Annotated in this window: 17 protein-coding genes; 15 read left to right on the top strand and 2 right to left on the bottom strand. The window is 72.2% G+C overall.

What is annotated here, in order from left to right:
• Position 1: 1 nt before the first annotated feature.
• Both ABT048_RS18705 and ABT048_RS18700 read right to left on the bottom strand, forming a co-directional pair.
• The gene (locus ABT048_RS18705) at positions 2-946 is read right to left on the bottom strand and encodes an AAA family ATPase (RefSeq protein ID WP_350522605.1); all 945 of its coding nucleotides are present in this window, start codon (positions 944-946) and stop codon (positions 2-4) included.
• Positions 947-1,305: 359 nt separating this feature from the next.
• On the bottom strand, positions 1,306-1,848 hold the full coding sequence (locus ABT048_RS18700) for a beta-class carbonic anhydrase (RefSeq protein ID WP_350522501.1): 543 nt from the start codon (positions 1,846-1,848) through the stop codon (positions 1,306-1,308).
• Between the two features lie 539 nt (positions 1,849-2,387).
• On the opposite strand from ABT048_RS18700, the gene rsmH reads away from it, so the two are divergent.
• The 15 genes from rsmH (at position 2,388) to ABT048_RS18625 (ending at position 19,527) form a co-directional block, all read left to right on the top strand.
• Positions 2,388-3,362, top strand: a complete 975-nt coding sequence (rsmH, locus tag ABT048_RS18695) for a 16S rRNA (cytosine(1402)-N(4))-methyltransferase RsmH (protein ID WP_350522500.1) — start codon at positions 2,388-2,390, stop codon at positions 3,360-3,362.
• 158 nt (positions 3,363-3,520) lie between these two features.
• Entirely contained in the window at positions 3,521-4,030 is a 510-nt protein-coding gene (gene ftsL, locus ABT048_RS18690; RefSeq protein WP_350522499.1) for a cell division protein FtsL, read from the top strand.
• A complete protein-coding gene (locus tag ABT048_RS18685; protein WP_350522498.1) occupies positions 4,027-6,228 on the top strand; it encodes a peptidoglycan D,D-transpeptidase FtsI family protein in 2,202 nt (733 codons plus the stop codon). Before ftsL ends, ABT048_RS18685 begins: the two co-directional genes overlap by 4 nt.
• Positions 6,229-6,321: 93 nt before the next feature.
• Entirely contained in the window at positions 6,322-7,887 is a 1,566-nt protein-coding gene (locus tag ABT048_RS18680) for a UDP-N-acetylmuramoyl-L-alanyl-D-glutamate--2,6-diaminopimelate ligase (RefSeq protein ID WP_502894030.1), read from the top strand.
• Positions 7,884-9,287 (top strand): UDP-N-acetylmuramoyl-tripeptide--D-alanyl-D-alanine ligase, encoded by a 1,404-nt coding sequence (locus tag ABT048_RS18675; RefSeq protein WP_350522496.1) that lies wholly within the window; start codon positions 7,884-7,886, stop codon positions 9,285-9,287. Before ABT048_RS18680 ends, ABT048_RS18675 begins: the two co-directional genes overlap by 4 nt.
• Entirely contained in the window at positions 9,287-10,348 is a 1,062-nt protein-coding gene (gene mraY / locus ABT048_RS18670; RefSeq protein WP_350522604.1) for a phospho-N-acetylmuramoyl-pentapeptide-transferase, read from the top strand. Before ABT048_RS18675 ends, mraY begins: the two co-directional genes overlap by 1 nt.
• On the top strand, positions 10,345-11,784 hold the full coding sequence (gene murD, locus ABT048_RS18665; RefSeq protein WP_502894029.1) for a UDP-N-acetylmuramoyl-L-alanine--D-glutamate ligase: 1,440 nt from the start codon (positions 10,345-10,347) through the stop codon (positions 11,782-11,784). The genes mraY and murD overlap by 4 nt, the downstream gene beginning before the upstream one ends.
• 78 nt (positions 11,785-11,862) lie before the next feature.
• On the top strand, positions 11,863-13,203 hold the full coding sequence (ftsW, locus tag ABT048_RS18660) for a putative lipid II flippase FtsW (RefSeq protein WP_402802412.1): 1,341 nt from the start codon (positions 11,863-11,865) through the stop codon (positions 13,201-13,203).
• Positions 13,204-13,209: 6 nt separating this feature from the next.
• Positions 13,210-14,316, top strand: a complete 1,107-nt coding sequence (murG, locus tag ABT048_RS18655; RefSeq protein WP_350522495.1) for an undecaprenyldiphospho-muramoylpentapeptide beta-N-acetylglucosaminyltransferase — start codon at positions 13,210-13,212, stop codon at positions 14,314-14,316.
• Positions 14,309-15,085: a cell division protein FtsQ/DivIB gene (locus tag ABT048_RS18650; RefSeq protein ID WP_350522494.1), complete on the top strand. Its 777-nt coding sequence runs from the start codon at positions 14,309-14,311 to the stop codon at positions 15,083-15,085. Before murG ends, ABT048_RS18650 begins: the two co-directional genes overlap by 8 nt.
• A gap of 365 nt (positions 15,086-15,450) precedes the next feature.
• Positions 15,451-16,689: a cell division protein FtsZ gene (gene ftsZ, locus ABT048_RS18645; RefSeq protein ID WP_350522493.1), complete on the top strand. Its 1,239-nt coding sequence runs from the start codon at positions 15,451-15,453 to the stop codon at positions 16,687-16,689.
• Positions 16,686-17,417 (top strand): peptidoglycan editing factor PgeF, encoded by a 732-nt coding sequence (gene pgeF / locus ABT048_RS18640; RefSeq protein WP_350522492.1) that lies wholly within the window; start codon positions 16,686-16,688, stop codon positions 17,415-17,417. Before ftsZ ends, pgeF begins: the two co-directional genes overlap by 4 nt.
• Positions 17,417-18,226, top strand: a complete 810-nt coding sequence (locus ABT048_RS18635; protein WP_350522491.1) for a YggS family pyridoxal phosphate-dependent enzyme — start codon at positions 17,417-17,419, stop codon at positions 18,224-18,226. The genes pgeF and ABT048_RS18635 overlap by 1 nt, the downstream gene beginning before the upstream one ends.
• A 306-nt stretch (positions 18,227-18,532) precedes the next feature.
• The gene (locus ABT048_RS18630; protein ID WP_030060144.1) at positions 18,533-19,147 is read left to right on the top strand and encodes a cell division protein SepF; all 615 of its coding nucleotides are present in this window, start codon (positions 18,533-18,535) and stop codon (positions 19,145-19,147) included.
• A gap of 98 nt (positions 19,148-19,245) precedes the next feature.
• Positions 19,246-19,527, top strand: coding sequence for a YggT family protein (locus ABT048_RS18625; protein ID WP_030060143.1), 282 nt, complete (start codon positions 19,246-19,248; stop codon positions 19,525-19,527).
• Positions 19,528-19,572 lie beyond the last annotated feature (45 nt).

Raw genomic sequence — 19,572 nt, 5'->3', positions numbered from 1 at the left:
CTCAGCCCCTCCGGACGGCCGGGCCGCCCTGCGGGCGCGGCAGCGGCAGCCGGGCGACCAGGTCGGCCACGATCTGCTCGGAGGTGCGGCGGCTGAGCTGGGTCTCGGCGGTCGGCATCAGGCGGTGCGCGAGGACCGGGACGGCGAGGCGCTGGAGGTCGTCCGGGGTGACGTAGTCGCGGCCGTCCAGCGCGGCGGCGGCGCGGGCGGCCCGGACCAGGTGCAGGGTGGCGCGCGGCGAGGCGCCCAGGCGCAGCTCGTGGCTGTTTCGGGTGGCGCCGACCAGGTCGACGGCGTAGCGGCGGACCGGGTCGGCGATGTGCACGCTGCGGACCAGGTCGACCAGCTTGAGGATGTCGGAGGCGTGCGCGACCGGCTGGAGGTCCTCCAACGGGCTGGCGCCGGCGTGCACGTCCAGCATCGCGAGCTCGGCCTCGGGGCTGGGGTAGCCGATCGAGATCCGGGCCATGAAGCGGTCGCGCTGGGCCTCCGGGAGGGGGTAGGTGCCCTCCATCTCGACCGGGTTCTGGGTCGCCACGACCATGAACGGCGAGGGCAGCTCGTAGCTGGTGCCGTCGATGGTGACCTGGCGCTCCTCCATGGACTCCAGCAGCGCGGACTGGGTCTTGGGCGAGGCGCGGTTGATCTCGTCACCGACCACGATCTGGGCGAAGATCGCGCCCGGGCGGAACTCGAAGTCGTGCCGCTGCTGGTCGTAGATATTGGTGCCGGTGACGTCCGAGGGCAGCAGGTCGGGCGTGAACTGGATGCGGCGCACGGTGCAGTCGACCGAGCGGGCGAGCGCCTTGGCCAGCATGGTCTTGCCGACGCCGGGCACGTCCTCCAGCAGCAGGTGGCCCTCGGCGAGCAGGACGGTCAGGGCGATCCGGACGGCCTCCGGCTTGCCCTCGATCACGCTCTCGACGTTGGCGCGGACCCGGTCCACGACCGCGGCGAGTTCGGGGAGCCCGACCCGCTGGTGCCCGTCCGTCCTCTGCTCGCCCCCCGCAGGACCGCCGAGACCGGCCTGATCGTTGTAGCTCGTCACCCGTTTACGCTCCCTGGCACCCTGTGCCCGCCCCGTCCCGAGGCCGGACCCCACCCCATGCTTGACGCGGCCGTCCCGGGGTCGGTTCCGATGGCGGATCCGGCGTCGGGGAGGCGGCCTGCGGCCCGGCCGCCCCAGGTGGTTCGGGGTCCGACCGGCAGGCGCATTCTCCCCCGCGCGGTGGCCAGAAGTCACCATTCGGCCGACCCCGAATGCCCGGGCACGGCTCGACCGCCCCCGGGTGCTCCCGGACCTCCCTAGTCGATCTCGCGCAGCAGGCCGGTGTGGACGTCGAAGACGAAGCCGCGCACGTCGTCGGTGTGCGGCAGGAAGGGCGAGGTGCGGACGCGCTGCATGGACTGGCGGACGTCGCCGTCGAGGTCCACGAAGGACTCCACGGCCCACTGCGGGCGCTGGCCGACCTCCAGCTCCAGCTCGCGGCGGAAGTCCTCGGTGAGCCCGAGCAGACCGCAGCCGGTGTGGTGGATGAGCGCGATCGAGCGGGTGCCGAGGGCGCGCTGGCTGATGGTCAGGGACCGGATGGTGTCGTCGGTGACGACCCCGCCGGCGTTGCGGATGACGTGCGCGTCGCCCAGTTCGAGGCCGAGCGCCGCGAACAGGTCGAGGCGGGCGTCCATGCAGGCCACCACGGCGATCTTCTGCACCGGGCGGGCGTCCATGCCGCCGTCCTGGAAGGTCACCGCGTACTCGCGGTTGGACGAGACGAAGCGGTCGATGATCGTGGGGTGGGCAGGGGCGGCAGCGGCGTTCGGCGCGGGCCGGTCGGGGGTCACTGTCATGTCGGCGACGTTAGTGCCGATCCGGTGTCCGCGGTGGGGTGGAGAGCTACAGAACAGGCGGCTGTGATCGAGTGCATAGCCACAACCGGAGGGTTTGTCCGAGCTGGTCCCGGATGGGTCGTACGCGGTCGCGGGGCGGGGGGCGCGCGGCGGTCGTCGAGGGCCCCCGGGTCGGGCGGCCCGGGGGCCACCCCAACGGCCGCGACCTGCAGTGATCCGTACCGCCGCCCGGGTGGTGCGCCGGAGCGGACCATTGACTGGCAGGGCCCGGGCGATAGAGTTTGCGGCGCAGTGGAGCACACCCGTCGGGGCCCGTCAACCGGGCTTTCCCGGCCGGTGCGGCCCGGTCGACGCGGTCCGTGGCCTCCACCCGCTCCGTGCCCACCTGGCGCACCTTCCCCGGCGCCGGGCGGTCACGACCTTCCCCTTGAGCGGGCGGGGACCACGGGCCGCTTCGTCGTGCCGGGACACGGTGGGCGAGAATGGTCGCAGCTCCCGGACGTCGGGCTGCTCCGCACCGAGGAAGGGCGCCACCGCGCATGACCACCAACGAACCGGGCCCCAAGCACGTTCCGGTGATGCTGCAGCGGTGCATGGACGCACTGGCGCCGGCGATCTCCCGTCCCGGCGCCGTGGTGGTGGACGCCACCCTCGGCCTCGGCGGGCACAGCGAGGCGCTGCTCACCCAGTTCCCGGAGGTCCGGCTCGTCGCGGTGGACCGTGACCCGCAGGCGCTGAAGCTCTCCGGCGAGCGGCTGGCCCCGTTCGGCGACCGGGCGACCCTGGTGCACGCCGTCTACGACGAGATCCCCGAGGTGCTGGAGCGGCTCGGCATCGACCGCGTGGACGGCGTCCTGTTCGACCTCGGCGTCTCCTCGATGCAGCTGGACGAGGCGGACCGCGGTTTCGCGTACGCCCAGGACGCTCCGCTGGACATGCGGATGGACCAGACCCGGGGGATCAGCGCGGCGGAGGTGCTGAACACCTACAGCCACGGCGACCTGGCCCGGATCCTCAAGGTCTACGGGGAGGAGCGGTTCGCCGGGAAGATCGCCTCGGTGATCCTGCGGGAGCGGGAGAAGGAACCGTTCACCAACAGCGCGCGTCTGGTCGAGTTGGTGCGCAACGCCATTCCGGCGGCGACCCGCCGCACCGGTGGGAACCCGGCGAAGCGGACGTTCCAGGCGCTGCGGATCGAGGTCAACGGCGAGCTGGAGGTCCTGGACCGGGCGATCCCCGGGGCGCTGGACGCCCTCGCGATCGGCGGTCGGATCGTGGTGATGTCCTACCAGTCCCTGGAGGACCGCCTGGTGAAGCAGTACCTCGCCGCCGGGGCGACGAACACCGCCCCGCCGGGGTTGCCGTTCATCCCGGAGGAGCACCAGCCCTGGCTCAAACTGATCACCCGCGGTGCCGAGCAGGCCACCGAGGAGGAGATCGAGGAGAACCGGCGCGCCGCGCCCGTGCGGCTGCGGGTGGCGGAGAGGATCAGGGACCGACGCAAGCGGGGCTGACGAACCGGCCCGGCGGGGTCCGAAGGGCGGAGGGAAGGCAAGTGGGGCCGGTGGCCGGTGTGGTCCGGGCGGGGCGGGGAGGACTCCCCGGACAGGGCAGGGCACGCATCACGGTCCGGCCGGGTAAACGCCCGGTCCGGGGGCGCACGCCGTTCGCGGTGCTCGTCGTGGTGCTGCTGGCGGCGGGCCTGCTCGGGCTGCTGGCGCTGAACACCGCGCTCAACGAGGGCTCCTTCGAGCTGTCCCGACTGCAGAAGCAGACCACCGTGGCGACCGACGAGCAGCAGAGCCTGCAGCACCAGATCGACCAGAGCTCGGCCCCGGACGCGCTGGCCAGGCGCGCCGCCGAGCTGGGCATGGTCCCGGCCGGGGGGATGGCGTTCCTGGACGTCCCGAACGGCGGCAAGGTGGTCGGCACGCCCGGCCCGGCGCAGGACAGCCCGCCGGTCAAGCGCTCGACGGCCGAGCCCTGGCCGACGAAGCCCGTACCGGGCGGCGCCCAGCCGAGCGCCGGGCCGTCACCGGCCGCCCAGCCGCCGGCTCCGGCGGCCGCGCCGACCGCTCCGCCCGTCCCCGCCACTCCGACGACGGCGGCCTCGGCCGGTGACTCGGTGATCCAGCTCAACCCGGCCCCGACCGCGCAGCCGAGCGGGGGTGCCGGTCGATGACGACGCCCCGTCAGCCCTCCGGAGGCTCCGGCTCCGGCAACGGCCGCCGCCCGGTGCCCCGGGGCGCCGCGCCGCGCGGCCAGTCCGCCGCCGGCCGCACCCCGTCCGCCAAGGGTCAGCCCGCCAAGGGCCAGTCCGCGAAGGGGCAGCCGGTGCGCGGCCAGTCGGCGAAGGCCCAGCCCGGCAAGGCCGCGGCTGGTCGGACGACCCCGCGCACACCGCAGCCGCGAAGCCCCGAGGGCCGTCCGCCGGCCCGCAGTCAGGCAGCGGTGCGGCCGCGCCCCAAGAGCCGGCTGCCACAGCGCGCCAAGGCCCTGAAGCTGGCCGAGCCGAAGCGCCGGCTCCGGGTGATCACCGTGGTGATGTCGCTGGTGTTCTCCGTCTTCGCGGGCCGCCTGGTCCAGCTCCAGCTGGTCGACGCGGACGCGCTGGCCGCCGACGCCAACACCAACCGCTACCTGAACATCCCGATCACCGCCGAGCGCGGCTCGATAACGTCGGCCGACGGGGTGGCCCTGGCCGCCACCGTCGACGCGTACGACATCACCGCCGACCCGGCGATGTTCACCCCGGCCGCGACCGGCATCCCGGACGCGCCGGAGCAGGCGGCCGCCCTGCTGTCGCCGATCCTCGGCGTGCCCAAGGAGCGGATCGCCGCCGACCTGCACACCCCGAAGACCCGTTACAAGCGGCTCGCCGCCCAGCAGACCCCGGCCGCCAAGAACCAGATCAGCGACCTCAAGTCGAGCCTGGAGAAGCAGGTCGGCTCACGGGCCTGCCAGCTCCAGAAGAAGCAGCTCGGCAAGCCCGCCGACCAGGGCGGGCGCACCCGGGTGGACAACGAGTGCGCCAACCCGCTGGCCGGGGTGTTCAACCGGGAGACCCAGAAGCGCGTCTACCCCGCCGACGGGCTGGCCGCCAACCTGGTCGGTTTCGTCAACGGCGAGGGCGCGGGCGCCGGGGGCCTGGAGCTGCAGTACCAGCAGCAGCTGGCCGGCAAGGACGGCCACAGCAGCTATGCCCAGGCGGGCGGACGGCTGGTGCCCACCGCCGGGGGCTCGATGGACCCGGCCGTGCCCGGCAGCGATGTGAAGCTGACCGTCAACCGGGACATCCAGTGGGCCGCCCAGCGGGCGATCACCGACCAGGTGGCCAACTCCGGTGCGGAGAAGGGCTACGTGGTGGTCCAGGACGTGAAGACCGGCCAGGTCCTCGCGATGGCCACCGCGCCCGGCTTCAACCCGAACGACCTGAGCCTGTCCAAGCCGGCCCAGCTGGGCAACCCGGCCCTGGTAGACGCGTACGAACCGGGCAGCACCGCCAAGCTGATGAGCCTGGCCGCCGTCCTGGACTCCGGCAAGGCCACCTGGGACACCAAGGTCACCGTCCCCAACCGGCTGGTCCGGGCCGGCCAGCAGTTCAAGGACGACGTCAACCACGACCCCTGGTACCTGACCCTGGCCGGGGTGCTGGCCAAGTCCTCCAACATCGGCACCATCGAGGCGATCGAGACCCTCGGCGGCGGCGACCAGCTCCAGGCCAACAAGGTGCTGGACGCCTACATGCGCAAGTTCGGCGTCGCCCAGCCGACCGGCCTGAACTTCCCCGGGGAGGCCTCCGGGATGCTCAAGAAGCCGGAGGACCTGGTCGCCTCGGAGAAGTACAACATCTCCTTCGGCCAGGGGCCGCTGCAGATGAACGCGCTGCAGGCCACCTCGGTCTACTCGACCATCGCCAACGGCGGGGTGCGGGTCGCGCCCAGCATCGTGCAGGGCATCACCGGCCCGGACGGCAAGTACAGCCCGACGCCGGCGGGTGAGCAGACCCGGGTGGTCAGCGAGCAGACCGCCAAGACCCTCACCTCGATGCTGGAGTCCGTCGTCGACGACGAGCAGGGCACCGGCGGCAAGGCCGCCATCCCCGGCTACCGCGTCGCCGGCAAGACCGGCACCGCCGACCGGGGGGCCGCCAACGGCGTCGGCTACGACGGCTACACCGCCTCGTTCATCGGCTTCGCCCCGGCCGACGCCCCCCGGGTCACCGTCTCCTGCACCCTCCAGGGCCCGGTCAACGGCCACTTCGGCGGGCAGCTGTGCGGGCCGGTGTTCAAACAGGTGATGGAGTTCACCCTGAAGACCCTGCAGGTCCCGCCGAGCGGCAGCCAGGCGCCCAACCTGCCAGTCGAGTGGAAGCCGTGAGCGAGCATGAGCAACGAGCGGGCCGGGCTGGACGACGGCGCGGCGCAGGGCCGGTTTGGCCCTGGGCACCCTTCGGCGGATAGCCTTCGCGCCGTGCCGAAACCCGATCAAACCACCGTGAGTCCACCCCGCCCGACCGGGACCGCCGCTCTGCCGCTCACCGAGCTGGCCGTCCGGCTCGGTCTCGCGCCCGTCGAGGGCGGTGCCGTCACCGGCGTCACCCACGACTCCCGCGCGGTCCGCCCCGGCGATGTGTACGTGGCCTTCCCTGGCGCCAACCACCACGGCGCGGCCTTCGCCGCCAAGGCCGCCGAGTCCGGTGCGGTGGCCGTGCTCACCGACCGGGCCGGTGCCGACCTGGCGGCCGGCACGGGCCTTCCGCTGCTGGTCGTGGAGCGGCCGCGGGCCGTCATGGGCGAGCTCGCCGCGATCGTCTACGGCAGCCCCTCCGAGCGGCTGCTGATGATCGGGCTGACCGGCACCAACGGCAAGACCACCACCTCGTACCTGGTCGAGGGCGGTCTGCGCGGCGCCGGGCGCCACCCCGGTGTGATCGGCACCGTCGAGATGCGGGTCGGCGACGAGCGGATCAAGAGCGAGCGCACCACCCCCGAGGCCACCGACCTGCACGCGATCCTCGGCGTGATGGCCGAGCGCGGCGCCGACGCGGTGACCATGGAGGTCTCCAGCCACGCCCTGGTCTTCGGCCGCACCGACGGCGTCGCGTACGACGTCGCGCTGTTCAACAACCTCACGCCCGAGCACCTCGACTTCCACCCGGACATGGAGGACTACTTCCAGGCGAAGGCCCGGCTCTTCCAGCCCGGCAAGTCCCGCCGCGGTGTGGTCAACGTGGACGACGAGTACGGCCGCCGGCTCGCCGCCGAGGCCAAGATCCCGGTGACGACCTTCTCCGCGGCCGGCGACCCGCAGGCCGACTGGCGGGCCGTGGACGTCGTGCTCGGCCCGGTCGGCTCCACCTTCCGGGTGCTCGGCCCGGACGGCGCCGAGGCCGATGCCGCCGTCCCGCTGCCCGGCCCGTTCAACGTCTCCAACGGGCTCGCCGCGATCACCCTGCTGGTCGCCGCCGGGCTGCCGCTGGAGCAGGCCGTGGCCGGCGTCGCCGCCGTCCCCGGCGTGCCCGGCCGGCTGGAGCGGGTCGACGCCGGCCAGCCGTTCGTCGCCGTCGTGGACTACGCGCACAAGCCGGACGCCCTGCAGGCCGTCCTCGCCTCGCTGCGCGAGGTCACCAAGGGCCGGCTGCACGTCGTCGTCGGCTGCGGCGGCGACCGCGACCCGCACAAGCGCGGCCCGATGGGCGCCATCGCCGCCCGCCTCGCCGACACCGCCCTGCTGACCAGCGACAACCCGCGCAGCGAGGACCCGCTGGCGATCCTCGCCACTATGCTGACCGGCGCCGCCGGGGTGCCCGAGGCCGAGCGCGGGGACGTCCTGGTCGTCCCCGACCGGGCCGAGGCGATCCGGCTGGCCGTCACCCGCGCCCAGGCGGGGGACACCGTGCTGGTGGCCGGCAAGGGCCACGAGCTCGGCCAGTACGTACGAGACGAGATCCGCCCCTTCGACGACCGGGAGGTGCTGCGCGAGTCCATCGCGCGGACCACCGCCGTGCGGGGCGACCGAGGAGTAGAGCAGCAGTGATCGCACTGACCCTCGCCGAGGTGGCCGCCGCAGTCGGGGGCACCCTGGACGGCGCCGATCCGGACACCCTGGTCACCGGCCCGGTCGAGGTCGACTCGCGCAGGGTGAGCCCCGGCGGCCTGTTCGCGGCCTTCGTCGGCGAGAACGTGGACGGCCACGACTACGCGGCCACGGCGATCGACGCCGGCGCCGTCGCGGTGCTGGCCTCCCGCCCCGTCGGCGTGCCCGCCGTCCTGGTCGACAGCGTGGTGGAGGCGCTCGGCAGGCTGGCCCGTACCGTGGTCGCCCGCGCCGAGGGCACCGCCGTGGTCGCGCTGACCGGCTCGGCCGGCAAGACCAGCACCAAGGACCTGATCGCGCAGGTGCTCCAGCGCCACGGTGCGACCGTCTACCCGCCGGGCTCGCTCAACAACGAGATCGGCCACCCGATGACCGCCCTGCGGGTCGAGGCCGGCACCCGGCACCTGGTCATGGAGATGGGCGCCCGGCACAAGGGCGACATCGAGTACCTCACCTCGATCACCCCGCCCCGGGTCGGCGTGGTGCTGAACGTCGGCACCGCCCACGTCGGCGAGTTCGGCTCCAAGGAGGCGATCGCCGAGGCCAAGGGCGAACTCGTCGAGGCACTGCCCGCCGACGGGGCGGCGATCCTCAACGCGGACGACCGGCTGGTGCGCGCGATGGCCTCCCGCACCAAGGCGAAGGTGGTCCTCTTCGGGGAGTCCCCGGACGCCCACGTGCGGGCGACGGACGTTCGCCTGGACGCCACCGGACGGCCATCGTTCACGCTCACCACCCCAGCCGGTTCCGCGCCCGTGCAGCTGCGCCTGTACGGTGAGCACCACGTCTCGAACGCCCTCGCCGCCGCCGCGGTGGCGGTGGAGCTCGGGATGTCCGTCGACGACACCGCCGCCGCCCTGGGCGAGGCGGGTGCGCTGTCCCGCTGGCGCATGGAGGTCGTCGACCGGGCCGATGGTGTCACCGTCGTCAACGACGCCTACAACGCGAACCCCGACTCGATGCGGGCCGCGCTGCGGGCGCTGGTCTCGATGGGGGGACGCGGTCCGGAGCGCCGCCGTACCTGGGCGGTGCTCGGCGAGATGCGGGAGCTCGGCGAGGAGAGCCTGGCCGAGCACGACGCCATCGGGCGGCTCGCCGTCCGGCTCGACGTCACCAAGCTGGTGGCGGTCGGCGGACGCGAGGCGGCCTGCATGGAACTCGGCGCGAGGAACGAAGGTTCGTGGGGTGAGGAGTCGGTGCTGGTGTCCGACGCGGACGCGGCGGTCGAGTTGCTGCGCAGTCAGCTGCGGCCGGGGGATGTGGTCCTGGTGAAGGCTTCCCGTTCGGTGGGGCTGGAGAAGGTGGCCGAGGCCCTCCTTGCGGACGGTGATGCCCGATGATGAAGCAGATCCTCATCTCCGGGATGATCGGCCTGATCCTCTCGCTGATCGGCACGCCCGCCCTGATCAAGCTGCTGGCCCGTCAGGGCTACGGCCAGTACATCCGCGACGACGGCCCCAAGGCGCACCACAGCAAGAAGGGCACGCCCACCATGGGCGGCATCGCCTTCATCCTGGCGACCCTGATCGCGTACTTCGCCACCAAGGCGATAACGGGCGAGTCCCCGACCGCCTCGGGGCTGCTGGTGCTCTTCCTGACCACGGGCCTCGGCCTGGTCGGCTTCCTGGACGACTACATCAAGGTGGTCAAGCGCCGCTCGCTCGGTCTGCGGGCCAAGGCGAAGCTGGCCGGCCAGTCCATCGTCGGCCTGGTCTTCGCGGTCCTGGCACTGCAGTTCCACGACGACCGGGGGCTCAGCCCGGCCTCGCAGTCGCTGTCCTTCGTGCGCGACTTCAAGTGGTCGATCGGCCCGGTGCTGTTCGTCATCTTCGCGTACTTCATGATCGCGGCGACCTCCAACGGCGTGAACCTGACGGACGGTCTGGACGGCCTCGCCACCGGCGCCTCCGTGATGGCCTTCGGCGCCTACACCTTCATCGGGGTCTGGGAGTACGGGCAGAGCTGCGCCTACTTCCTCTCCGCGACGAACGCCTGCTACGACGTCCGCGACCCGCTGGACCTCGCGGTGGTCGCGGCCGCCCTGATGGGCTCCTGCTTCGGCTTCCTGTGGTGGAACACCTCGCCCGCCAAGATCTTCATGGGTGACACCGGCTCGCTCGCCCTCGGCGGCGCCCTGGCCGGTCTGGCGATCTGCTCCCGCACCGAGCTGCTGCTCATCCTGCTCGGCGGCCTCTTCATGATCATCACCCTGTCGGTGATCATCCAGGTCGGCTCCTTCCGGATGACCGGCAAGCGCGTCTTCAAGATGGCACCGCTGCAGCACCACTTCGAACTCAAGGGCTGGAGCGAAGTCCTGGTCGTGGTCCGCTTCTGGATCATCCAGGGCCTCTGCGTGGCCGTCGGCCTCGGCCTCTTCTACGCGGGATACCGGACCGGATGATCAATCCTGATTTCACTGAGCTGCCCGTCGTCGTCGCCGGACTCGGCGTCTCGGGCATCAGCGCCGCGCGCGTCCTGCACGGCCTCGGCGCCCGCGTCACCGTCGTGGACGGCGGCAGCGGGCCGGGCCTGGTCGCCCGGGCCGCCGAGCTGGAGGCGCAGGGCGTCGCCGTGCGCCTCGGCGACGGCGCGAGCCTGCCCGAGGGCACCGAGCTGATCGTCACCTCGCCCGGCTGGGCGCCGGACAGCCCGCTGTTCGCCGCCGCCGGGGCGGCCGGGGTGCCGGTCTGGGGCGACGTCGAGCTCGCCTGGCGGCTGCGCAAGCCGCTGCCGGGCACCGGCGAGCCCGCCCCCTGGCTGGCCGTCACCGGCACCAACGGCAAGACCACCACCGTCCAGATGCTCGCCTCGATCCTCACCGCAGCCGGCAGGCGCGCCGCCGCGGTCGGCAACGTCGGGGTCTCGGTGCTGGACGCGGTGCTCGCCGAGGAGCCGTACGACGTGCTCGCCGTCGAACTCTCCAGCTACCAGCTGCACTGGGCGCCCTCGCTGCGCCCGTACTCGGCCGCGGTGCTCAACCTGGCGCCCGACCACCTCGACTGGCACGGCTCGATGGAGGCGTACGCCGCCGACAAGGGCCGGATCTACGAGGGCAACGTCGTCGCCTGCGTGTACAACCTGGCCGACCCGGCCACCGAGGCGCTGGTCATGGCGGCCGACGTCGAGGAGGGCTGCCGGGCGATCGGCTTCGGCCTCGGCGCGCCCGGCCCGTCGAACTTCGGCGTGGTGGACGGGCTGCTGGTGGACCGGGCCTTCGTCGAGGACCGGGCCAAGAACGCCGCCGAGCTCGGGGCCGTCGAGGACGTGAACCCGCCGGCGCCGCACAACATCGCCAACGCGCTCGCCGCGGCGGCGCTGGCCCGGGCGTATGGCGTCGAGCCGAAGGCCGTCCGGGAGGGCCTGCGGGCCTTCCGCCCGGACGCCCACCGGATCGCCGAGGTCGGCGTGGTCCGCGAGGTCACGTACATCGACGACTCCAAGGCCACCAACACCCACGCCGCGGCCGCCTCGCTGGCGGCCTACCGGCCGATCGTCTGGATCGCCGGCGGCCTCGCCAAGGGCGCGACCTTCGACGACCTGGTGCAGGGCGCGGCCGAGCGGCTGCGCGCGGTGGTGCTGATCGGGCAGGACCGGGCGCTGATCCGCGAGGCGCTGGAACGACACGCTCCGGATGTGCCCGTGATCGAGGCGGCCGAGGGCCAGACTGGCGCGGTGGCGATGGCCGAGGTCGTCCGCACGGCCGCGTCGCTCGCCCGATCGGGTGACACGGTGCTGCTGGCCCCGGCCTGCGCCTCGATGGACATGTTCACCAACTACGGCGAGCGCGGCGACATGTTCGCGGCGGCCGTCCGGGAGCTGGCGGACGCCGGGGAGTAGGGCTGCGGCACCGGCGGAGGAGCCGCAGCGGACGGAGAGCGGGGAGTGGTGGCGGGGCAGGGCAGGGCGGAATCCGGCGTGCGCGAGCAGGACGCCGCCGAGCCGTGGCGAGTGATCTCCGCCACCACGACCAAGTACAAGTCGGCCGGTCCGCTGGCCCGTGTCCAGGCCTTCCGGGCCCGGCTCGGGTACTGGCTGGACCGGCCGCTCACGCCGTACCTGCTGATCATCGGAAGCACCCTGCTGCTGGTCGTGCTCGGCCTGATGATGGTCTTCTCGGCCTCGCAGATCCTCGCCCTGAACCAGCACCACTCGGCCCAGTACTACTTCCTCAAGCAGCTGATCGCGGCCATCCTCGGCCTGGTCCTGCTGATCTGCTTCGCCTCCGTCCCGGTGGCGGTGCTGCGGGTGATCACCTACCCGGTGATGATCGGGGTGATCGGCGCGCTCACGCTGGTCGCCGTACCGGGCATCGGGGTGCGGATCAACGGCAACCAGAACTGGCTGGATTTCGGCTTCTTCCAGTTCCAGCCGTCCGAGTTCGCCAAGCTCGCGCTGGTGCTCTGGGGCGCCGACCTGCTCGCCCGCAAGCAGAAGGCCGGCACCCTGAACTCCTGGAAGCACCTGCTGGTGCCACTGGTGCCCGGGGCCCTGCTGCTGCTCGCGCTGATCATGTTCGGTGGCGACATGGGCACCTCGATGATCCTGGTCGCCATGGTGTTCGCGCTGCTCTGGATGGTCGGAGCGCCGCTGCGGCTGTTCGTGGCGACCGTCGGCGTGGCGGTGGTGGTCTGCACCGCCCTCGTCGTCACCGTCCCGCACCGGGCGGAGCGGCTGGGCTGCATCGGCGTGACCAAGCTCGACCCCGAGGGCGCCTGCTTCCAGGCCCTGCACGGGGTCTTCGCGTTCGCGAACGGCGGCGGCTTCGGCACCGGCCTCGGTGCCGGCGTCGAGAAATGGGGCCAGCTGCCCGAGGCGCACACCGACTTCATCTTCGCCGCGACCGGCGAGGAACTGGGCCTGGTGGGGACGCTGTCGGTGATCGGTCTCTTCGCGGCACTAGGCTACGCGGGTATCCGTGTGGCCATCGGCACGAAGGACTCGTTCGTCAGGTACGCCGCGGGAGCCGCCACCACCTGGATCATGGCGCAGGCCATGATCAACCTGGGGTCGGCGCTGGGACTGCTGCCCATTGCGGGCGTCCCGCTCCCGCTGTTCTCCTACGGCGGTTCCGCCATGCTGTCGGCCATGTCCGCGATCGGTGTGCTGCTGTGCCTGGCACGCAGCACCTCGGGCGCGAAGGCGGCCCTGGCCGCCCGGAGCAAGAACTCCCGGATCAGGAAGCGACTGGCCCGGGTGCTGCCACGACGACGAACCACAGCGCGCCCGGCCCCAGGGCCGGCACGCAGGGAGCGGTGAATTTCGGTGCATGTCGTACTCGCCGGCGGGGGGACCGCCGGTCACATCGAGCCGGCCATGGCCCTCGCGGACGCCCTCCGCAGGCACGACCCGTCCATCGGGATCACCGCCCTGGGCACCGAGCGCGGTCTGGAGACCCGACTGGTACCCGAGCGCGGCTACCAGCTGGAGCTCATCCCGGCCGTCCCGCTGCCCCGCAAGCCCACCCCGGAGCTGATCACCGTCCCCGGCCGGCTGCGCGGCACCGTCCGGGCCGCCCAGGAGATCATCGAGCGGGTCAACGCGGACGCCGTGGTCGGCTTCGGCGGCTACGTCGCGATGCCCGCCTACCTGGCGGCCAAGCGGGCCGGCGTGCCGATCGTGGTGCACGAGGCGAACGCCCGCCCGGGCCTGGCCAACAAGATCGGCGCCCGCTACAGCGACTTCGTGGCCGTCTCCACGCCCGACAGCAAGCTGCGCGACTCCCGGTACATCGGCATCCCGCTGCGCCGGACCATCGCGACCCTGGACCGCAACGCGGCCCGTCCGGAGGCCCGGCACTACTTCGGCCTCGACCAGCGGCTGCCCACCCTGCTGGTCTCCGGCGGCTCCCAGGGCGCCCGCCGGCTCAACGAGACGGTCACCGCGATCGCCCCGCGGCTGCAGCAGTACGGCGTGCAGATCCTGCACGCGGTCGGCCCGAAGAACGAGCTGCCGCAGGTCGCGGACGTCCCCGGGATGCCGCCGTACCGCCCGGTGCCGTACCTGGACCGGATGGACCTCGCCTACGCGGCGGCCGACATGATGCTCTGCCGGGCCGGCGCCATGACGGTGGCCGAGCTGGCGGCCGTCGGCCTGCCCGCCGCCTTCGTCCCGCTGCCGATCGGCAACGGCGAGCAGCGGCTGAACGCCCAGCCGATGGTCAAGGCCGGCGGCGGCCTGCTGGTGGACGACGCCGAGCTGACCCCGGACTGGGTGCTGCAGAACGTGCTGCCGGTGCTCACCGACCCGCAGCGGCTGTGGGACATGAGCCGGGCCGCCGCCGAGTTCGGCCGCCGGGACGCCGACGACCTGCTGGTCGGCATGGTCTACGAGGCGATCCAGGCCCACCGCGGCGGCCGCCGCCGTGGCTGACGGCCGGCCCGCCGACCCGCTCGAAGCGGAGCTGGAGGACGAGGAGTCCGCTCCTCGCCTCCGGCTCTCCCGGCGGGGCATCGTGGTGCTGGGGGCGCTCGGCGCCGCGGTGCTGGGCGGGCTGGCCTGGCTGGTGTTCTACTCGTCGGTGCTGGACGTGCGCAGTGTCGCCGTCCAGGGCGCGACCGACGACAAGCTGACGGCGGCCCAGGTCCGCGACGCGGTCGGCGGGCTCGGCGACGGCCCGCTGGCCCGGGTGGACCTGGACGACGTCCGGCGCCGGGTGGAGGCGATCCCCCGGGTGGCGAAGGCCGAGGTGTGGCGGGGCTGGCCGCACACCCTGCAGGTGAAGGTCGCCGAGCGCAAGGCGGTGGCCGCCGTCAAGGGGGAGGACGGCCGGTTCACCCAGGTGGATGCCGCGGGCGTGAGCTTCGCCACCGAGGCGGCTCCGCCGGACGGCGTGCCGGTGGTGGAGCTGCGGCTCAGTCAGCAGGCTAACGACGTGGACGGGGTGATCTCCCGTTCGCAGCTGGTCCAGGGCGCGGTCTCGGTGGCCGCCGGGCTGCCGCCGGAGGTCGCCAAGCGGGCCGGCGCGGTGCTGGTGCACTCGTACGACGACATCGAACTGCAGCTCAGCGGGGGTGCGACGGTGCGCTGGGGGAGCCCGGAACAAATCGACCGGAAAGCCCGGGTGCTGGTGGCACTGATGAGTCAGAAGGGTACGAACTTCGACGTGACGGCGCCTGAGGCGCCGGCGGTGTCGGGATGATCCGGTAGGTTCTGTGCCAGAGGGAGGGGTTGACGCCTCGAAGTGTCGGCCCGACCCTTGGTGGTCACCCCGGTTTCCTAAGCCGGCTGATGATCACATAGGCTCAAAAGAAAAAGGGAAGCTCGGCGTGTGTCGTTGAAACACGTGCCTGGGGCCACCTAGTGTCCTGTGTCACCAGACTGTGTCCCTTGGTGATGTGACGGAGGCACAGTACTAACCCTAAAGGTCAAGTTTAGGGTTGGGGTCGGCGGTCGGCATTTCGGACATTCAGTCAGGAACCAGGCCTCCCTACCCATCGACATCCGTCGGAACGGACCCTCGCCGGGCCGGGCCGACCCGGAAATTCGAGGCGAGAGGCCTTCGACGTGGCAGCACCGCAGAACTACCTCGCAGTCATCAAGGTCGTCGGTATCGGCGGCGGTGGTGTCAACGCCATCAACCGGATGATCGAGGTCGGTCTCAAGGGCGTCGAGTTCATCGCGATCAACACCGATGCGCAGGCCCTCCTCATGAGCGACGCCGACGTCAAGCTCGATGTGGGCCGTGAACTCACCCGGGGCCTCGGCGCCGGCGCCAACCCCGAGGTCGGCCGCAAGGCGGCCGAGGACCACCGCGAGGAGATCGAGGAGGTCCTCAAGGGGGCCGACATGGTCTTCGTGACCGCCGGCGAAGGCGGTGGCACGGGCACGGGCGGCGCGCCCGTCGTCGCCAACATCGCGCGCTCCCTGGGCGCCCTGACCATCGGCGTGGTCACCCGTCCGTTCACCTTCGAGGGCCGGCGCCGGGCCAACCAGGCCGAGGACGGCATCGCCGCCCTGCGCGAAGAGGTCGACACCCTCATCGTGATCCCCAACGACCGGCTGCTGTCCATCTCGGACCGCCAGGTCAGCGTGCTCGACGCGTTCCGCTCGGCCGACCAGGTCCTGCTCTCCGGTGTCCAGGGCATCACCGACCTGATCACCACCCCGGGCCTGATCAACCTCGACTTCGCGGACGTCAAGTCCGTCATGTCGGACGCCGGTTCGGCGCTCATGGGCATCGGCTCGGCCCGCGGTGAGGACCGCGCCAAGGCCGCCGCCGTGATGGCCATCTCCTCGCCGCTGCTGGAGGCCTCCATCGACGGCGCCCGCGGCGTGCTGCTCTCCATCTCGGGCGGCTCCGACCTCGGTCTGTTCGAGATCAACGAGTCGGCCCAGCTGGTCAGCGAGGCCGCCCACCCCGAGGCCAACATCATCTTCGGTGCGGTCATCGACGACGCGCTCGGCGACGAGGTCCGGGTCACCGTCATCGCGGCCGGCTTCGACGGCGGGCAGCCGCCGGCGATCGTCCGCGAGCCGGTGGTCAAGTCCACCGCCGCGCCGGAGCGTCCGGCCACGCCGCCGGCCGCCCCGGAGCGCCCGGCCGGCCGCCCGTCGTACGGGAGCATCGGCTCGGTGACGTCCCGCTCCGAGGGCGAGTCCCCGGCCGCCTCGCCGAGCCGGTCGGCCGAGACTCCGGCCGCCACGACCGCGTCCGCCCCGGTGCCGCCGCAGGTCCAGCCGGTCCGGCAGCCGTACGTGGAGAGCCCGGCGGAGGAGCTCGACGTCCCGGACTTCCTTAAGTGATCGATCACGCAGTACACGCGGGTGCTCACTTCGCCTTCACCGACCGGTGGGGCGGGGTGAGCACTTCGCCGTACGGGGAGCTCAACCTCGGCGGCGCCGTGGGGGACGACCCGCAGGCCGTCCGGGAGAACCGGGCGCTCGCCGCCCGCGAGCTGGGGCTCGAACCGGCCGACGTGGTGTGGATGAACCAGGTGCACGGCGCCGAGGTCGCGGTGGTGACGGAGCGCCAGCCGCTCGGGGAGGCCCCGACGGTGGACGCGGTGGTCACCGACCGGCCGCTCGCGCTGGCGGTGCTGACCGCCGACTGCACGCCGGTCCTGCTGGCCGACCCCGTGGCGGGCGTCGTGGGCGCGGCCCACGCCGGCCGGCCCGGGCTGGCCGCCGGGGTGGTGCCCGCGGTGGTCCGGGCGATGGTCGAACTGGGGGCCGAGCCCGGGCGGATCACCGCCGCCACCGGCCCCGCGGTCTGCGGCCGCTGCTACGAGGTCCCGGCCGGGCTGCGCGACGAGGTCGCGGCCGTGGTGCCGCAGGCCTTCGCCGAGACCTCCTGGGGGACCCCGGCCCTGGACGTGCCGGAGGGAGTCGCGGCCCAGCTGGCCGCGACGGGGGTCAACGAGGTGGTGCGGTCATCCGTCTGCACCCTCGAATCCGCCGATCACTACTCCTATCGTCGTGAGCAGCGCACGGGCCGGCTCGCGAGCTACGTCTGGTTGGGCTCTGATCACTGATGACGAACGACATCTACGGACCGTTCCCGGGCGGGCCCGGCCCCTTCTTCCCCGATGAGAGGTGGCTGGCCGCACTGACCGGGGGCCGGCGGGCCCGGTACGAGGAGCTCGGGACCAACCTTGAGGTGGTCGAGCGCCGGATCGCGGCCGCCTGTGCGGCCGCCGGGCGCGCCCGGGACGAGGTCACGCTGATCGTCGTCACCAAGACCTACCCCGCCGAGGACAGCGCGCTGCTGGCCGGACTGGGTGTGACGGACGTCGCGGAGAACCGCGACCAGGACGCCGCACCCAAGGCGGAACAGTGCAGAAACCTTCCTCTTGACTGGCACTTCGTCGGTCAGCTGCAGACCAACAAGGTCCGCTCGGTCGTCGGGTACGCGAACCACGTGCACTCGGTGGACCGGCTGCGACTGGTGGAGTCGCTCTCCGCGGCCGTGCTGAAGTCGGAGCGTCCGGAGCTGGGCTGCCTGGTGCAGGTGGCGCTGGACAAGGAGCACGGCGAGGGGGTGCACCGGGCCGGGGTCGCGCCGGAGGACGTCGCGCGGCTGGCCGACGCGATCGCCGACACGCCCGGGCTGCGGCTGGACGGTGTGATGACCGTCGCTCCGCTGGCCGGTCCGCTGGCCGGGGACCCGGCCGCCGCCTTCGATCGGCTGGCGGAAATCGCAACCGCCGTACGGACGGACCATCCTGCTGCCACCATGGTCTCCGCAGGGATGAGCGGTGACCTTGAGCAGGCGATTGCCGCCGGAGCGACACATGTGCGCGTCGGAACGGCGGTACTCGGAGTGAGGTCACCCCTCAGGTAACGTCACCGAGTAAGTAGATCAGACTGCAGGACAAAATAGGACAGAATCTAGCAGCTCTCCGGAGCGCTAGCGAACCGTGGATCGCAGCTCCGCGGGTCCCACTCCACGAATCCTGACGGGCCGTCGGCCTGACGTGCCGTCGTGGATGGACCGCGGAGTCCGCAGGCAGGGCCGTACGGCCCGGGCCGCCGGGACGGAGCCGGTCCGCACGGAGCGAGCGAAGCGAGCGACCACCGGAAGGGACGCGGCTTCGCGGAGCAGCCACCGAGCGCCAGCGAGGTGGCCATGAGCGGAGGAGACAGGAGCATGGCCGGCGCAATGCGCAAGATGGCGGTCTACCTCGGCCTCGTGGAGGACGAGACGTACGACGGCCAGGGGTACGACCCCGACGACGACTACGACGCGGACCCCGAGCCGATCCGGACGGGACAGCGGACCGAGGACATTCCCCGGCCGGCCGCCGCGGCCGCCGCCACGCCCGCACCGGTCTCCTCGATCACCCCGCAGCCGGTGCCGGCGGCGGTGCCGATCCGGCAGGAGACCCCGAGGATGGCCCCCGTGTCGTCCATCACACCCGAACGCCGCCACAACCTGGAGAAGAGCGCCCCGGTGATCATGCCCAAGGTAGTGAACGAACGAGAGCCCTACCGCATCACCACGCTGCACCCGCGGACCTACAACGAGGCCCGTACCATCGGGGAACAGTTCCGTGGCGGCACTCCTGTGATCATGAATCTGACCGAGATGGACGACACGGACGCGAAGCGGCTCGTAGACTTCGCCGCTGGACTCGTCTTCGGTCTGCACGGCAGTATCGAGCGCGTGACGCAGAAGGTGTTCCTGCTGTCGCCTGCTAACGTCGATGTCACGGCGGAGGACAAGGCTCGGATCGCCGAGGGTGGGTTCTTCAACCAGAGCTGACCCGGCCACGACTTTACGTGTGGATCTGATCAACAGTGGTTGGCGACAGGTGACGAGCGGCGGGCCCCAGGGCTCGGGACCGGGGAGAGGGAAACGCGATGGACATCGTGTGGGCGGTGCTCTACTACGCCCTGACCGTCTTCCTGGTGTTCCTGCTCGTGCGGCTGGTCATGGACTGGGTCTTCCAGTTCGCGCGTTCGTGGCGGCCCGGCAAGGCCATGGTCCTGGTCCTGGAGGCCACGTACACTGTCACGGATCCGCCGCTCAAGCTTCTTCGGCGGCTCATTCCGCCGTTGCGTTTCGGGGGCGTGGCGCTCGACCTGTCCTTCTTCGTACTGATGATCATTGTGTATGTCCTGATCTCGCTTGTGCACCCCTAGTCGTAGGTGAGCGATGCGACAGGATGCCGGTGTGCCGACGATCAC

Origin of the sequence: Kitasatospora sp. NPDC096140, from assembly GCF_040303045.1 — a bacterium.
In the GTDB taxonomy this organism is placed as follows: Bacteria; Actinomycetota; Actinomycetes; order Streptomycetales; family Streptomycetaceae; genus Kitasatospora.
This window is presented reverse-complemented; position numbering and strand designations above follow the sequence as displayed.

Coding starts and splice junctions, on each gene's coding strand:
- mraY (WP_350522604.1), top strand. CDS start 9,287: ATGAAGCAGATCCTCATCTCCGGGATGATCGGCCTGATCCTCTCGCTG.
- rsmH (WP_350522500.1), top strand. CDS start 2,388: ATGACCACCAACGAACCGGGCCCCAAGCACGTTCCGGTGATGCTGCAG.
- ABT048_RS18630 (WP_030060144.1), top strand. CDS start 18,533: ATGGCCGGCGCAATGCGCAAGATGGCGGTCTACCTCGGCCTCGTGGAG.
- murD (WP_502894029.1), top strand. CDS start 10,345: ATGATCAATCCTGATTTCACTGAGCTGCCCGTCGTCGTCGCCGGACTC.
- ABT048_RS18685 (WP_350522498.1), top strand. CDS start 4,027: ATGACGACGCCCCGTCAGCCCTCCGGAGGCTCCGGCTCCGGCAACGGC.
- ABT048_RS18700 (WP_350522501.1), bottom strand. CDS start 1,848: ATGACAGTGACCCCCGACCGGCCCGCGCCGAACGCCGCTGCCGCCCCT.
- ABT048_RS18635 (WP_350522491.1), top strand. CDS start 17,417: ATGACGAACGACATCTACGGACCGTTCCCGGGCGGGCCCGGCCCCTTC.
- ABT048_RS18625 (WP_030060143.1), top strand. CDS start 19,246: ATGGACATCGTGTGGGCGGTGCTCTACTACGCCCTGACCGTCTTCCTG.